The following is a 13,132-nucleotide window of genomic DNA, read 5'->3' on the forward strand; positions in this document are numbered from 1 at the left end:
GTTCGGTGCCAGCCGACACCCCGGCCGATGCCTTCCGATGTCGTACCGCCTACCGGAAGGCTGCCACGACATCCTTGATGAACAGTTCGAGGGACTTGCGCTTCTCCTCGTGCGGCAGGCTGTTGTCGATCCAGAAGCTGTACTCGTCGATGCCCAACTCCTCATAGCGGCGCAGCCGCTCGATGAGTTCGTCCGGGGTGCCGATCATCGCGGTCGTTCGCAGGGACTCCGGCTCGAACTCCGGGCGCCCCTCGAACTTCGACTCCGGGCTCGGTTCGAGGAAGCCGTTTTCGGGAGTCTGCTTATTGCCGAACCAGGCGTCAAAGGTGCGGTAGTAGCGCTGGATCGCCTCAGCAGCCGGGCGCCAGTCGTCGGGGGCCTCCGGGCTGTGCACGTGAGTGTGCCGCAGCACCATGAGCTCGGGCCTTGGTACCTCGGGATGGTTGCCGACCGCGGTCTCGAACCTGTTGACGAGGTTCTCGACCTCCTCGATGCCCTTCATCAGGGGGGTGACCATCACGTTGCACCCGTTGGCGACGGCGAAGTCGTGTGAGTCGGGGTCACGCGCGGCGATCCACATCGGCGGCGTCGGCCGCTGCACCGGCTTCGGCACACTGGTAGACGTGGGAAACTGCCAGATTTCCCCCTTGTGGGCGTAGTCACCCTGCCAGAGCGCACGGACCGCCGGCACGAGTTCCCGGAGGTACTTTCCTCCGTCGGTCGCCGGCAGGCCACCCATCATGCGGTCGAACTCGAACTGGTGGGCACCCCGCGCCAGCCCGATCTCCGCCCGGCCGCCGCTGATCACGTCCAGCAGCGCGGTCTCGCCGGCAGCCCGGACCGGATTCCAGAAGGGGGCGACGATGGTGCCCGCGCCGAGGCGGATCGTCGAGGTGCGTGCCGCCAGATAGGCCAGTTGTGGCATGGGGTTGGGGGAGCTGACGAACTCCATGGAGTGGTGCTCGCCGATCCACACCGTGCCGAAGCCGCCCGCTTCGGCGATCTGCGTGAGTTCGGTGAGGTTCTGGAACTGCTGGGAGGCGCTCACGCTCTCGTCCCAGCGTTCCATGTGCACGAACAAGGAAAATCTCACTGCTGCTCCAGATGTGCGGTGTCGGCGAGCCGCCCGGTGGCGGCGCTGTCGTTCTGCGGTCCGGCGGTGGTGCCGGTCTCGTTCACGGCATCCATCTCGGCGAGAGTCACGTCACCGATGGCCCAGTGCGTCCGAGGCACCTCGTGGACGACGACACGGACGTGCTCCGGCCTGGCGTCGGCGGTACGGACGACCGCGGCGTGCACTTCGCGCATCAGGTTGCGGACCTGGCTCGGCGTGCGTCCCCCGGCGAGGGTGATGTCGACCTGCGGCATCTCAGCTCCGCAGGATGAAGGGGTCGGCCACGGGCTCCTCGCTGGTGTTGATCCAGACGCTCTTGAGCCGCGTGTACTCCTTCATGGTCTCGGTGCCGTGCTCGACACCGACGCCGCTGGTCTTGAAGCCCTGACGTGGGGACATCGGCGACATGGCCCGGTAGGTGTTGACCCACACGGTCCCCGCGTCCAGGCGCGCGGCCATGCGGTGGGCCCGCGCCAGGTTGGTGGTCCACACCCCCGCTGCAAGGCCGTACTCGGTGTCGTTCGCGAGGCGGGTAACCTCCTCCTCGGTGTCGAACGGCATGATCGCCACGACGGGGCCGAAGATCTCCTCCCGGACGACCCGCATGCTGTTGTCCACGTCGACCAGGATGGTCGGCTCGTAGAAGTAGCCGCCGAGGCCGCCGTCCGAGGAACGGCCACCGGCGAGAACGCGGGCCCCCTCGCTGCGTCCCAGGTCGACGTACCCGGCGACTTTGTCCCGCTGCTCCTCGAACGCCAGAGGGCCGATCTCGGTGGCCTCGTCCATCGGGTCGCCCATACGGATGCGCTCGGCCCGCTCGGACACGCGATCGAGCAGCTCGTCGTGGACGGACCGGTGTGCGAACACGCGACTGCCGGCGATGCAGGTCTGGCCCGCGGCGGCGAAGATGCCGGCCACGACTCCCATGGCGGCGTTCGGGATATTCGCATCCTCGAACACGATGTTGGGCGACTTGCCGCCCAGCTCCAGCGTCGAGCCGATGAAACGACCGGCTGTGGCTGCAGCTATGCGGGATCCGGTGGCGGTGCTTCCGGTGAACGAGATCTTCGCGAGGTCACGGTGATCAACGAGAGCCTGTCCGGCCTCGGCGCCGAAACCGGTGACCACGTTGACCGCACCGGGCGGAAAACCCGCCTCAAGCGCGAGTTCGCCGAGTCGGAGCAGGGTGGCCGAGGTGTACTCCGAGGGCTTGACTACGACAGTGTTCCCGGCGCAGAGCGCGGGAGCCAGCTTGCTGCTGGTCAGCGTCATCGGAGAGTTCCACGGGGTGATGGCTCCCACCACACCGAGCGGCTCCCGGCTCGTGTAGTTCAGAACCGTCCGGTCCGAGGTGGGGACGACGTCGCCGTGAATCTTGTCGGCCAGGCCGGCGTAGTAATGGTAGTAATCGGGCAGGGTGGCCAACTGCCCGCGCATCTCGCGCAGCAGCTTGCCGTTGTCCTGCGTCTCCATGCGAGCGAGTTCCTCCGCGTTCTCGGCGATCAGGTCGCCGAGCCGACGCAGGAGGTGTCCGCGTCGGGTCTGGCTGAGGTCGCGCCACCGCGGGTCTTCGAACGTCCGCTTCGCCGCGGCCACTGCTAGCTCGATGTCGGCGGCATCGCCTCGTGCCGCCAGGTAGAGCGGCTGGCGCGTTGCCGGGTTCGTGCTCTCGAAAAAGTCCCCGGAGGCGGGCTCGACCTGCTCGCCACCGATGAGGTGATTCAGCTTCGTCACGTCAGGCATGGGCATTGTCTCCGATGAGGGTGGTGACGCAGTCGACCAAGGCCTCGGGCCGTTGGACAGGGAGCATGTGGCGTGCCTCGGACACGATGACGGCACGGCAGTTCGGCAGTGCTGCCGCGAGCCGGTGGGTCATCTCGGGAGTCGACCCCGGGTCGTCCGCACCGGTGACCGCCACGGCGGGGATGACGATCCGGTACAGCTCGGGATCGAGCTCGGCGTCCGCGGTCGCGAACACGCGATAGCAGTTGTGGAAGGACTCCATGTCGTTGGCGTGCAGGGTGGCCCCGGTGCGGCTCACCCACTCGGCATCGACGTCGGTGTCCGCGTACCACCGGTGCAGTGACGCCGAGACGGCGGTTCCGAAGTCGGCTCGCGCGACGTGGAGGCGTTCGAGCACGGCCTCCCGCTCTGCCGGGGTGCGCCGGCATACCGAGCTGACCAAGGTCAGTGTCGCGACAAGGTCCGGCCGGCGCAGCGCCAGGTACTGAGCCACGAGTGCGCCGAGGGAGAAGCCGACGAGGTGGGCTCCCGGAGGGATCTCGGGTGCGACGCCGAGCGCCAGGTACTCCAGAGTGGTACCTGCCGGTGCCGGCCTCTTTCGCCCGTGTCCAGGTAGATCGGGTGTCACGAGCGCGAAGCGGTCGGCCAGCAGCTCGGCGGTGGGCTCCCACATCGTGTGGTCGAGTCCGACACCGTGCAGCAGAACGATGGTGGGCTTGCTCATGTCCACTACTGCTCGGTCGAAAGGGCCGCGAGCCGCTGCTGGGGTCGGCCCTGCGCGGCGGCGGCCAGCGCGATAATGATCTCGTTCGGGTGTGGTGCGTCGGCGACCCGGACCTCCACCGTCTGGTGGTGGGAACGGATCGTCGCGTCGGTGATGTGCTTGAGTGGGATGTCGAACACGACTCCGGCCGCGCCCCGCTTCTCGACAGCGGGCAGGAGCGTGGTGGCGTTCGCGGCCTTGCGGAAGTGGTCACCGAAAGTGAGGGTGTGGATGAGCGCCGACCCGTGCTCGATCTCGCCGTCGAGGCCGACGACAGCGGCCTTGCCGTACGCCTCGGCAGGGGCGCCGAGCGCCTCCATCACCGCGGGCGCGAGCAGCGCGCCGACTTCCGAGGCGTTCGCGTCGATACCCGGGGCGAGATCCTCGACAAAGCCCTGGCCGGCCCATGGGTTCTCGATCACCGCGGCAACGACTGCGACGGTCGCCGGAGGGCTGACCGCGCGCTCGCCCTCGGCCCGGGTCTCCTCGACGACGGTGACGATCTTGCGGACGTTCATGAACGTGACTCCTCCAGGGTCTGGGCGGTGACGACCGGGTCGGTCCTGCGGTCTCCGATTCGGGGATGCGGGCGAGGACCGGTGGATGCGGCGGCGATGACGACGATCTCGTCAGCCCGGGGGGCGTCGGGAACGCGTGCGCTGATGGTCTGGTAGTGGCTGCGCGTCGCGGCGTGCGTCTTGTGCCAGAGGGGGACGATCAATGATTCACCCGCTTCGGCTCGCGTGTCGGCAAAGCAGATGATCGACTCGCCGCGGAGGGACTCGCGGATCAGGTTGCCGAAGAACGGCGTGTGGATGAACGCTCCAGCGTGCTCGATCTCGCCGGCGGTGCCTACGACCGCCGCCTTCCCGAACGCCTCGATCTCGTCGGCCCCGCCGAGCGCGTTCACGAGCCGGTCGGAGAGCAGCTTCGCCAGCACGGGCCCGATCCGCCCCTGCTCCACGATGAGATCAGCGAGCGCTGCCGTGCCGACCCACGGATTCCGTACGACAGCGGCGACGCTCGCGCGTCGCGCGGGCTGGGCCGGAGCCCTCCCAGCCTCGGTGACAACCGCGTCGCGGTACGTCACCAGCTTGCGAAGCCCGATTCGCTCGGCGGAGGGCTCGACACCATTCTCTTGCATGCCAGAAACGTTAGGTATCCACGCCACGAGAGTCAAGCGAAGCCCGCCACTACCACCCTCCATGACGAAAGATCAGGACTGACAAGCATGGAAGATCGCTGTGAACTGCATATTTATATCCGCGATCTCGGGTGGACGAGCGGATCACCGCGTGGGACTTGACACGCCGCCTGTGACATGTCTTACGGTTTCTTGCATGCCAGCACCCATCTGCGACGTGGCTTGTATACCAGCGCGGCTTGGGGGCACCTGACTCAGGGAGTTTCATGTCCAGACAGCTTCATGGGGGTTCAGAACCGAACCCCACGACGGCGCCAGAAGGCGTCGTGCCCTCGAGCGAGGGCGGCGCCGGGAGTCGAGCCGTTGAGCCCGACCACCACCACAGGCCCAGTAAGCTCGGCTCCGTCTTCTGGACGTCGGTCGGGGTTGCCGCGATCTTCGTCGCCTGGGCGGTCCTCTTCACCGAGAACCTCAACAGCGTCACGGAGTCTTCGCTGAACTGGGTCACCGCGTCGTTCGGCTGGAGCTACCTGGTCGTCACCCTCGGCATCCTCGTCTTCCTGGTGTTCCTGGCGTTCAGCCCCGCAGGTAACATCCGGCTCGGCAAGGACTCCGACAGGCCGGAGTTCTCCACCCTGGCCTGGTTCGCGATGCTCCTCGGCGCTGTGATGGGTATCGGCCTGGTCTCGTTCGGCGTCGCCGAGCCCATCTCGCACCTGGCGGCGCCGCCGCACGGCCTCGCCGAGCCGAACACCCCAGAGGCCGCGGTGCACGCGCTGCAGTACTCCTACTTCGACTGGGGCGTGCACGCCTGGGCTGTCTTCGCCGTCTTCGGCCTCGCGATCGCCTACTCGACATATCGCAAGGGGCGCCGCCCCCTGGTGAGCCAACTGTTCACGCCGCTCCTCGGTGACAGGGTCAACGGGCCCATCGGCAAGACGATCGACGTCCTCGCTGTCTTCGCGACGCTGTTCGGCACGGCCACGTCCCTGGGGCTGGGGGCGCTTCAGATCAACAATGGGATCGGCCGGTTGCTCGGAGTGCCCGTCAACTCGGTCGCCCAGGTGCTCATCATCGCGGCCATCACCCCCATCTTCACCCTGTCTGCCGTCACCGGCATCAACAAGGGGATCAAGATGTTGAGTTACGCGAGCGGCACCCTGGCGATCGCGATGTTCGTGTTCATGATGGTCGTCGGCCCCACCGTCTTCATCGCCAACCTCTACATCGAGTCAATCGGCGTGTGGGCCAGTGACTTCTTCCGGATGAGCCTGCAGGGCACTGCCTTCGGCGGACTGGAATGGATGCAGTGGTGGACCTACTTCATGCTGGCCTGGTGGGTCTCGTGGGGTGCGTTCGTCGGCATCTTTCTCGCCCGCATCTCCCGCGGTCGCACGATCCGCGGCTTCATCGTGGGGGTCCTGACCGTTCCGAGTCTCGCCTTCTTCACCTGGTTCGCGGTGTTCGGCGGCGCGGCCATCCACGTGGACCTGTTCGGAGGCGGAGACATCGCCGAGCAGTCCGCGGCCGACTTCGGTAACGCGTTCTTCGCGACACTTGAGCACTTCCCCATGCCCGTGGTCACGTCGATGATCGCCGTCCTGCTCGCAGTGATCTTCTTCGTGACGAGCGCGGACTCCAACACCTACGTACTGGGATCAATGACGTCCGACGGCTCACTCGCGCCGCGCCGCTCCGTTCTCGTCCTCTGGGGAATCCTCACCGGCGTCACCGCGGTCGCGCTGATGCTCGCCGACGGCCTCAACGCACTTCAGAACACCGTGATCGTCACCTCGCTGCCCTTCCTGGTGATCATCGCCGGTCTCGCGGTGTCCTTCTGGAAGGACTTGGCAGCGGAATGGCGGAGCGTGACTGCCGACGCGCGGGACACGACTCCCGACAGGAAGGAGGAGGCCGATGCCGCACACTGACTCCCGGCGCGCACTCATCGAGAAGGTCTGGGCGGCCGCGTGGAACCACGGCGACGTCGACGCACTCGACGAACTCCTCAGCAGCGACTACCTCCGACACAGCGGAGAACCGCATCCCCAGGATCTGCGCGCGTTCAAGGCATCGATCCTCGCCACCCGTTCCGCGTTTCCCGATCTGACAACCACCCTCGACGACATCGTCATCGAGGGCAACCGGGCCGCGATCCGCTGGCACAGCACCGGCACCCATGAGGGCTCCCTCATGGGTGTCCCCGCCACAGCGCGGCGTGTGGAAGTCAGCGGCGCGACCTTCGCACGGTTCGACGGAGAACGAGTCGTCGAGGAGTTCGTGACGTGGGACCCTCGGGCCCTGCTCTCGGCACTCGGGATCATCACCGTCGGACAGGACTGATCAGCATCATGGCAAGGAGCACTCTCATGCCCACGCTTCCGGCGAGGCCCGACACCGACCTGATGAAGCAGGTCAACCGGCAGTTCGTCACCGGCGTCACCGTCGTGACCGCGCTGGACGACGGTACCCCGAAGGGTCTGGCGGTCAACGCCTTCTCCAGCATCTCACTGGAGCCAGCGACGGTCATGGTGTGTGTCCAGCGGACCTCCTCCACCCACGACTGCCTGTTCCGGACCGATCACCTGGCGATCAACATCCTGTCGACGGACCAGCTCGACGTGGTCAACCGATTCGCGGCCAAGTCCGACGACAAGTTCAAAGGCCTCGACTGGACGCCCGGCCCCTTCGGCAGTCCGTTGATCGCGCGCAGCAGCGCCCAGATGGAAGCCGAGATCCGCGAACGGCTCCAGGCCAGCACCCACACGGTCTTCATCTGCCGAGTGGTTCACGCCTGTGTCACGGACAGTGATCCGATGGTCTACAGCGCCGGCAGGTTCGTCGACGGCGGAGCACTCCCGCCTCTGGAATGATCAGCCACAAGACCGCGATAGCGAGGAGCAGGCCCAGTGACTGAAGGAACGGGCGAATCGACCAACAGGTCGATCCAGGCCAAGGTCATCGCTGAGATGCGGGGGCGCATCATCAGCGGTGAGGTCGACCCGGGCGCACCACTCTCGGAGCTCGCTCTGGCTGACGAGTTCGGCGTAAGCCGCACACCGGTCCGTGAGGCCTTCAAGCAACTGCAAACCGAGGGCCTCGTCGAGATCAGACCGCGGGTCGGAACCTTCGTCACGACTCCGTCCCGACGCGAGATCACGGAACTCTTCGAGATGAAGGAACTGCTCGAGGGCGCCGCTGCCCGCCTCCTGGCCCAACGAGGCCAAGTTCCCGAGATCGACCGCCTCCAGAACAACCTCAGGGAAGCCGATGCGGCCGTAGCTCGCGATGACCGCGAGCACTACGCGAAGCTGGTCGGGGAGTTCCACGACCTGCTGATCATCGGAGCGGACAACAGCAAACTCGAGGCGCATTACAGGACGCTGATGAACCAACTGGCTTACTCTCGGCTGGTGAAGACATCGCTGAACCAGCCCGGACGACCGCTGCAGTCCGGCCGTGAGCATCACCTGGTACTCGAACTGATCGTCGAGAAGGACGGCGACAGTGCCGAACAGGTCATGCGAGAGCACGTCCGGGCCAGCCGCCGCGCCCTGATGGCCGGGCTGCCGACCCCCGGTTCCGAGTCATCGGTCGATCCGGCAAGTGCCTTATGAGGGATCGGCAGACTCCTGCCTGCACCCCACCGAACTACACCAGCAGCGTCAGCACCACCCAGGCGACCGGCCCCGCGATGAGCAGCGAGTCGACCCGGTCGAGGAGACCGCCGTGGCCGGGCATGAAGCGCCCCATGTCCTTGATTCCCAGATCCCGCTTGATCAGGGACTCGATCAGGTCACCCACGGTCGCGGCCAGTACCACGGCTCCCCCGAGCACGATGCCGGCCCACGCCGGGCCGCCCAGCATCAGCTCCACTGTGAGGGCACCCGCGATCATGCACCCGAGCACCGAGCCCGCGAAGCCCTCCCAGGTCTTGTTCGGGCTGATGACCGGGGCCATCTTGTTCCGGCCGGCGAGGATGCCGGCGAAGTAGCCCCCGATGTCGCTGCTGATCGTCACCACGATGAACGCGACGATCCGCTGCTGGCCGTCATCGGGCGTGGCGATCAGCAACTGCCAGGTGCCCAGCAGGAACGGCAGGTAGAGCAGGCTGAGGAGGTTCCCCGCGGCGTCGCGCACGTACCCCTCGGCGCCCGCGCGCAACCGCCAGGAGAGGGCCACGATCGCGGTGATCGCGGTCGCCCCGACGAACCACGCGGGGCCGCCGAAGTGGGCACACACCTGCATGGCCACGCCGCCCGCAAGGAGCGGGGGCAGCGCCAGGGTCACCCCTCCGCCGGAGACCGCGCGGGCCAGCTCGCGCAACCCGATCAGCACCGCCGCGGAGGTGATAGCGACGAACACCTCAGGGAAGGGGTAGATCGAGAGCAGTACCAGGCCCCCGAGCACGATGCCCGAGCCTATGGCCAATGGCAGGTTCCGGCCGGTGCGGACCGGCCCCCCGCCGGGCTTGTGCAGGACGAACCGCTGCCTGTCCGTGCCGTCGTCCGGCGGCGTGGCACCGTTCTGTCCGCCTCCGCCGTTCGGCGAGGACCCCGCAGGCGTGTCCGTTTCGCCCCTTCCGCTGGAGGTGGGATCGCCCGAGGAGCGACGCTCGCTGTTGGGGTCCGGGACCGGTTCAGAGTTCAACACAGGAGTCAGACCTCTAGCAGTTCCGATTCCTTGTGTTTGAGTAGCTCGTCGATCTCCCCGACGTACTTGTGGGTCAGCTCCTCAAGCTCCTCCTGGGCGCGGTGGCCCTCGTCCTCCCCGATCTCGCCGCCCTTGACGGCCTTGTCCAGCGCGTCCTTGGCATGCCGGCGGATGTTGCGGATCGAGACCTTGCCGTCCTCGGCCTTGCTCCGCACGACCTTGATGTACTCCTTGCGGCGCTCCTCCGAGAGGTCCGGGAAGACCACCCGGATCACGTTGCCGTCATTGGCCGGGTTGACTCCCAGGTCACTGTTCCGGATGGCCCGCTCGATCGCCTGGGTGGAGCTCTTGTCGAACGGCGAGATGACCACCATGCGGGGCTCGGGCACCGCAAACGACGCGAGCTGGTTGATGGGAGTCTGGGCGCCGTAGTACTCGGCCGTGATCTTGCTGAACGTCGCGGGCCCCGGACGTCCCGTGCGGATCGCGGCGAAGTCTTCCTTGGCGACTCCGACGGCCTTTTCCATCTTCTCTTCGGCCTCGAGAAGTGTCTCTTCGATCATCTCGGCTCCCGTGAGTCGCTTAGCGTCGGTTCGGGGTCAGCTCAGATCAGTTGTCGGCGGGACACACGATGGTGCCGATCTTCTCACCGCGTGTGGCGCGCAGGATATTGCCCTGAGTCATCAGGTCGAAGACGACGATCGGCAGACCGTTGTCCATACAAAGGCTCACCGCCGTGGCGTCCATGACCTTCAGGCCGCGGGTCAGCACTTCGTTGTAGTCGAGCCGGTCGAACTTCACCGCGTGCGGGTTGCGCCGCGGATCAGAGTCGTAGACCCCATCAACCTGCGTACCCTTCAGGACCGCCTTCGCACCGATTTCCAGCGCACGCTGGGCCGCGGTGGTGTCGGTGGAGAAGAATGGCGCCCCAAGGCCGGCGCCGAAGATCACGACGCGGCCCTTCTCCAGGTGCCGCACCGCGCGGCGCGGGATGTAGGCCTCGGCGACCTGGCTCATGTGGATGGAGGTCTGCACACGGGTCTCGATCCCGAGCCGCTCCAGGAAGTCCTGCAGGGCCAGGCAGTTGATGACAGTGCCGAGCATTCCCATGTAGTCGGCGCGGCCGCGTTCCATGCCGCCGGCGGACATCGCCTGCCCGCGGAACATGTTCCCGCCGCCGACGACAACAGCGACCTCGATCCCCTCGGACACCGCCTCGGAGACCGCGGCGGCGATGTACTCGACGACCTCGGGGGCGATCCCCAACTGGTCACCGCCGGCGAAGGCCTCCCCCGACAGCTTCAGGACGACGCGCCCCCACCCTCCGTCGTGCATGGGTGGGTCATCTTCCCTGGCGTTACCTTCGTTCGGCACGGTGCTCGGCCTCCTTAGTCGTTCCCCCGAGTGGTACAGCGATGCCAGGCCCACCCGGTCCGTGGCCGTGCCCCTGCCAGGAGCCCCGTGGTCGCGGGGCCGTGTCGCGGCATTCGGCCTTGCCTGCACCGCACTTATACACCGGAGGTGCCGGGGAAATCCCCCGACACCTCCATCATGTCAAAATGCTCAGGACTGGCCGACCTTGAACCGGACAAACCGTCGGACCGTAACGCCAGCCTCATTGACCACCTGTTCGATGGTCTTCTTGTTGTCCTTCACGAACGGCTGGCCGAGCAGCGTCGCGTCCTTGAAGAAACCGTTGACCCGGCCCTCGATGATCTTGGGCATCGCCTGCTCGGGCTTGCCCTCCTCGCGGGCCGTGGCCTCGGCGATCCGGCGCTCGCTCTCTACGATGTCCTCGGGGACGTCCTCCTTGGAGACGTACCGCGGCGCGAGAGCGGCCACCTGCTGGGCGAGGTCCTTACCGACCTCGGCGTCGGCCGTGTCCAGCTCGACCAGCACGCCCATGGTCGGCGGCAGGTCAGGGTCGGACTTGTGCAGGTAGCTCGCGACGTAGGCGCCTTCGAAGCGCGCGAACCGGTGCAGCTCCAGCTTCTCGCCAATGACGGCGCTCTGCTCGTCCATGAGGCCCTGCACGGTCTTGCCGTCGGCGACCTCGGAGGTGAGCAGGGTCGCGAGGTCCGCGGGGCCGGTACGCGCGACCACGTCGGCGATGTCGGCCGCGAGCTGCTGGAACTTGTCGTTCTTGGCGACGAAGTCCGTCTCGCAGTTGAGCTCGACCAGGACCGCGGAGGACTCGCTCTGCTGGTTCAGCACGACCAGCCCGTTGGCGGCGGTGCGCTCAGCGCGCTTGCCGACGTCCTTGGCGCCCTTGACGCGCAGCACCTCGACGGCGCTGTCGAAGTCGCCGTCCGACTCCTCCAGCGCCTTCTTGCAGTCCATCATGCCGGAACCGGTCAGGTCGCGCAGCTTCTTCACGTCGGCGGCGGTGTAATTCGCCATTGCTCTATTTCCCTAGGTGTGGGTCGACAGGTCTCAATAGGGCCCCCCACGCACTACCGGGTTGATCGGGGCGTGGAGGGCCGGGCGAAGACTGGCTCAGGACTCCTTCGGCGCCTCCGCGTCGGCGGCCGGAGCCGCCGGAGCCTCGGCCGCCTCGGCGGCCTCGGGGACCTCGGAACCCTTCTCGGTGGACGCCTCGTCCACCGGGGCCTGGGCGGCGCCCTCGGCCGGAGACTCGGCCACACCAGGGACCGAAAGGGCCTCGGTGTCCTCGGCGGCGGCGGCGACCTCAGCCGCCTGTGTGCCCGGGGCTTCCGCCTCGTGCGTGCGCGGAGCCTCCGCGGCCTGGTCGGCCTTCTCCTCGCCCTTGCCTTCCAGCAGCTCTCGCTCCCACTCGGCGAGCGGCTCCTCGACGGTCTTCGGCTCGCCGGGGGCGGCACCGGAACGGGCCAGCAGGCCGTCGGCCACGGCGTCGGCGACGACGCGGGTGAGCAGGCTGACGCTGCGGATGGCGTCGTCGTTACCCGGGATCGGGTAGTCGACCTCGTCGGGATCGCAGTTGGTGTCGAGGATCGCGACGACCGGGATGTTCAGCTTCCGGGCCTCGCTGATCGCGATGTGCTCCTTCTTGGTGTCCACGATCCAGACGGCGCTGGGCACGCGGGCCATGTCGCGGATACCGCCAAGGGTCCGCTCGAGCTTGTCCTTCTCGCGGCGCAGCCCGAGCAGCTCCTTCTTGGTCATCCCCGAACCCGGGACATCGTCGAAGTCGATCTCCTCGAGCTCCTTGAGCCGCTGCAGCCGACGGTGCACCGTCGAGAAGTTCGTGAGCATGCCACCGAGCCACCGCTGGTTGACGAACGGCATACCGACGCGGCGCGCCTGCTCGTCGATGGCCTCCTGCGCCTGCTTCTTGGTGCCGACGAACAGAATGCTGCCGCCGTGGGCGACCGTCTCCTTGACGAACTCGTAGGAGCGGTCGATGTAGGCCAGCGACTTCTGCAGGTCGATGATGTAGATGCCGTTGCGCTCGGTGAAGATGAAGCGCCGCATCTTCGGGTTCCAGCGACGGGTCTGGTGTCCGAAGTGGACGCCGCTCTCGAGCAGCTGACGGATCGTCACGACTGTGGCCATGACTGGGTCCTCCTTGAAGTGGCGGAACGGGGTCCGCCCCGGTTGTTCCTGACGTCCCGGCCGCTCCGCCGCACCGCGAACGGTGCGGACCGTAGGAGCGGCCCTTCCGAGGAGAAGTACGAGGACGTGCGTAGTTGGTTGGCTCATCGTGAGCCACAGCAGATTCTAACCGGCATAACGG

At 67.0% G+C, this 13,132-nt stretch carries 15 protein-coding genes; 4 read left to right on the forward strand and 11 right to left on the reverse strand.

Features of this window, described 5'->3' with window-relative positions; genetic code table 11:
• Positions 1 to 49 precede the first annotated feature (49 nt).
• The 6 genes from F4561_RS21250 to F4561_RS21275 are packed head-to-tail and all read right to left on the reverse strand — an operon-like array spanning position 50 to position 4,764.
• Positions 50 to 1,093 (reverse strand): LLM class flavin-dependent oxidoreductase, encoded by a 1,044-nt coding sequence (locus F4561_RS21250; RefSeq protein WP_184581120.1) that lies wholly within the window; start codon positions 1,091 to 1,093, stop codon positions 50 to 52.
• On the reverse strand, positions 1,090 to 1,368 hold the full coding sequence (locus tag F4561_RS21255) for a tautomerase family protein (RefSeq protein WP_184581121.1): 279 nt from the start codon (positions 1,366 to 1,368) through the stop codon (positions 1,090 to 1,092). The genes F4561_RS21250 and F4561_RS21255 overlap by 4 nt, the downstream gene beginning before the upstream one ends.
• Position 1,369: 1 nt before the next feature.
• Positions 1,370 to 2,857, reverse strand: coding sequence for an aldehyde dehydrogenase (locus tag F4561_RS21260; RefSeq protein WP_184581122.1), 1,488 nt, complete (start codon positions 2,855 to 2,857; stop codon positions 1,370 to 1,372).
• On the reverse strand, positions 2,850 to 3,581 hold the full coding sequence (locus tag F4561_RS21265) for an alpha/beta fold hydrolase (RefSeq protein ID WP_184581123.1): 732 nt from the start codon (positions 3,579 to 3,581) through the stop codon (positions 2,850 to 2,852). Before F4561_RS21265 ends, F4561_RS21260 begins: the two co-directional genes overlap by 8 nt.
• A 5-nt stretch (positions 3,582 to 3,586) precedes the next feature.
• Positions 3,587 to 4,138 (reverse strand): amino acid synthesis family protein, encoded by a 552-nt coding sequence (locus F4561_RS21270; RefSeq protein ID WP_184581124.1) that lies wholly within the window; start codon positions 4,136 to 4,138, stop codon positions 3,587 to 3,589.
• A complete protein-coding gene (locus tag F4561_RS21275; RefSeq protein WP_184581125.1) occupies positions 4,135 to 4,764 on the reverse strand; it encodes an amino acid synthesis family protein in 630 nt (209 codons plus the stop codon). The genes F4561_RS21270 and F4561_RS21275 overlap by 4 nt, the downstream gene beginning before the upstream one ends.
• 326 nt (positions 4,765 to 5,090) lie before the next feature.
• Here F4561_RS21275 and F4561_RS21280 point away from each other — a divergent pair, with 326 nt between their 5' ends.
• The 4 genes from F4561_RS21280 to F4561_RS33775 are packed head-to-tail and all read left to right on the forward strand — an operon-like array spanning position 5,091 to position 8,381.
• Positions 5,091 to 6,695 carry a BCCT family transporter gene (locus tag F4561_RS21280; RefSeq protein WP_312885420.1) on the forward strand — a complete coding sequence of 535 codons (1,605 nt, stop codon included), beginning with the start codon at positions 5,091 to 5,093 and terminating at the stop codon, positions 6,693 to 6,695.
• Positions 6,682 to 7,107 carry an ester cyclase gene (locus tag F4561_RS21285; protein WP_184581127.1) on the forward strand — a complete coding sequence of 142 codons (426 nt, stop codon included), beginning with the start codon at positions 6,682 to 6,684 and terminating at the stop codon, positions 7,105 to 7,107. The genes F4561_RS21280 and F4561_RS21285 overlap by 14 nt, the downstream gene beginning before the upstream one ends.
• 26 nt (positions 7,108 to 7,133) lie before the next feature.
• Positions 7,134 to 7,637 carry a flavin reductase family protein gene (locus F4561_RS21290; RefSeq protein ID WP_184581128.1) on the forward strand — a complete coding sequence of 168 codons (504 nt, stop codon included), beginning with the start codon at positions 7,134 to 7,136 and terminating at the stop codon, positions 7,635 to 7,637.
• 36 nt (positions 7,638 to 7,673) lie between these two features.
• Positions 7,674 to 8,381: a GntR family transcriptional regulator gene (locus F4561_RS33775; RefSeq protein WP_312885421.1), complete on the forward strand. Its 708-nt coding sequence runs from the start codon at positions 7,674 to 7,676 to the stop codon at positions 8,379 to 8,381.
• Between the two features lie 34 nt (positions 8,382 to 8,415).
• On the opposite strand, the gene F4561_RS21300 is transcribed toward F4561_RS33775, so the two are convergent.
• The 5 genes from F4561_RS21300 to rpsB form a co-directional block, all read right to left on the reverse strand.
• Positions 8,416 to 9,414 carry a phosphatidate cytidylyltransferase gene (locus F4561_RS21300; protein ID WP_184581129.1) on the reverse strand — a complete coding sequence of 333 codons (999 nt, stop codon included), beginning with the start codon at positions 9,412 to 9,414 and terminating at the stop codon, positions 8,416 to 8,418.
• A gap of 8 nt (positions 9,415 to 9,422) precedes the next feature.
• Positions 9,423 to 9,980 carry a ribosome recycling factor gene (gene frr / locus F4561_RS21305; protein ID WP_184581130.1) on the reverse strand — a complete coding sequence of 186 codons (558 nt, stop codon included), beginning with the start codon at positions 9,978 to 9,980 and terminating at the stop codon, positions 9,423 to 9,425.
• 46 nt (positions 9,981 to 10,026) lie between these two features.
• The gene (gene pyrH, locus F4561_RS21310; protein ID WP_184583974.1) at positions 10,027 to 10,752 is read right to left on the reverse strand and encodes a UMP kinase; all 726 of its coding nucleotides are present in this window, start codon (positions 10,750 to 10,752) and stop codon (positions 10,027 to 10,029) included.
• 228 nt (positions 10,753 to 10,980) lie between these two features.
• A complete protein-coding gene (gene tsf / locus F4561_RS21315) occupies positions 10,981 to 11,817 on the reverse strand; it encodes a translation elongation factor Ts (protein WP_184581131.1) in 837 nt (278 codons plus the stop codon).
• Between the two features lie 96 nt (positions 11,818 to 11,913).
• Positions 11,914 to 12,951, reverse strand: coding sequence for a 30S ribosomal protein S2 (rpsB, locus tag F4561_RS21320; protein WP_184581132.1), 1,038 nt, complete (start codon positions 12,949 to 12,951; stop codon positions 11,914 to 11,916).
• Positions 12,952 to 13,132: the final 181 nt, after the last annotated feature.

This window comes from Lipingzhangella halophila (genome assembly GCF_014203805.1).
GTDB classification, from domain to species: Bacteria; Actinomycetota; Actinomycetes; order Streptosporangiales; family Streptosporangiaceae; genus Lipingzhangella; species Lipingzhangella halophila.

Coding starts and splice junctions, on each gene's coding strand:
- F4561_RS21255 (WP_184581121.1), bottom strand. CDS start 1,368: ATGCCGCAGGTCGACATCACCCTCGCCGGGGGACGCACGCCGAGCCAG.
- F4561_RS21260 (WP_184581122.1), bottom strand. CDS start 2,857: ATGCCTGACGTGACGAAGCTGAATCACCTCATCGGTGGCGAGCAGGTC.
- F4561_RS21265 (WP_184581123.1), bottom strand. CDS start 3,581: ATGAGCAAGCCCACCATCGTTCTGCTGCACGGTGTCGGACTCGACCAC.
- F4561_RS21270 (WP_184581124.1), bottom strand. CDS start 4,138: ATGAACGTCCGCAAGATCGTCACCGTCGTCGAGGAGACCCGGGCCGAG.
- F4561_RS21275 (WP_184581125.1), bottom strand. CDS start 4,764: ATGCAAGAGAATGGTGTCGAGCCCTCCGCCGAGCGAATCGGGCTTCGC.
- F4561_RS21285 (WP_184581127.1), top strand. CDS start 6,682: ATGCCGCACACTGACTCCCGGCGCGCACTCATCGAGAAGGTCTGGGCG.
- F4561_RS21290 (WP_184581128.1), top strand. CDS start 7,134: ATGCCCACGCTTCCGGCGAGGCCCGACACCGACCTGATGAAGCAGGTC.
- frr (WP_184581130.1), bottom strand. CDS start 9,980: ATGATCGAAGAGACACTTCTCGAGGCCGAAGAGAAGATGGAAAAGGCC.
- pyrH (WP_184583974.1), bottom strand. CDS start 10,752: ATGCACGACGGAGGGTGGGGGCGCGTCGTCCTGAAGCTGTCGGGGGAG.
- tsf (WP_184581131.1), bottom strand. CDS start 11,817: ATGGCGAATTACACCGCCGCCGACGTGAAGAAGCTGCGCGACCTGACC.
- rpsB (WP_184581132.1), bottom strand. CDS start 12,951: ATGGCCACAGTCGTGACGATCCGTCAGCTGCTCGAGAGCGGCGTCCAC.